This is a genomic window from Mesorhizobium sp. M7A.F.Ca.US.005.03.2.1 (assembly GCF_003997795.1).
Taxonomy (GTDB): Bacteria; Pseudomonadota; Alphaproteobacteria; order Rhizobiales; family Rhizobiaceae; genus Mesorhizobium; species Mesorhizobium ciceri.
The window spans coordinates 1-561 of the sequence record NZ_RZRP01001549.1 but is presented as its reverse complement, the minus strand read 5'-3'; the positions used below and the strand labels follow the sequence as shown (position 1 = coordinate 561).

General features: G+C 56.3%; 1 protein-coding gene and 1 pseudogene. One reads left to right on the top strand and one right to left on the bottom strand.

Going from position 1 to position 561, the window contains the following annotated elements; genetic code table 11:
* Positions 1–135 (bottom strand): annotated as a pseudogene (locus EN991_RS41535) (IclR family transcriptional regulator); the annotation flags it as partial.
* Positions 136–350: 215 nt separating this feature from the next.
* On the opposite strand from EN991_RS41535, the gene EN991_RS39055 reads away from it, so the two are divergent.
* Positions 351–561: thiamine pyrophosphate-binding protein (locus tag EN991_RS39055; RefSeq protein WP_245461215.1), on the top strand; the 211-nt coding region annotated here is incomplete at its 3' end.

Sequence of the window (561 nt, the reverse complement as noted above, 5' to 3'; positions counted from 1 at the left end):
TAGCGACAGGCCGCTGCCTTCCGCGACAATGGCCAGGATCCGCAGCGCCCGATCGAGCGACTGCACCGAACTGGCCTCCGAGGGCCCATTGAAAGCGCGCGGCCGGCCGCGCTGGCGTTTTTCCGTGGTTTCCATGGCGTCATTCTCGACCGATTTCGCCAAATGCACAATGAAAAAATTTTTCACTAGAATCGCAGGCCAGGATTCCTGGAAAACGGAAAATCCAATAAAATCAGCATATAGCCGTTGTTTTCTCTAAATGAAAAAATATTCTGAAAAAATTGAAAAATAGCCGGCGTGCTGACATCCTCAGCCAATCCAACAATGACAAACCCGTGGCGGGCTGGAAAATGGCCAGGATGCGCGCTGTCGATGCCGCGGTTCTCGTTCTCGAAAAGGAAGGCATTTCCTGCGCTTTCGGCGTGCCGGGCGCGGCGATCAATCCGTTCTATTCGGCGCTGAAGGCGAGGGGAACGATCCGCCACGTGCTTGCCCGTCACGTCGAGGGCGCCTCGCACATGGCGGAAGGCTTTACCCGGGCCAAGGCAGGCAATATCGGCC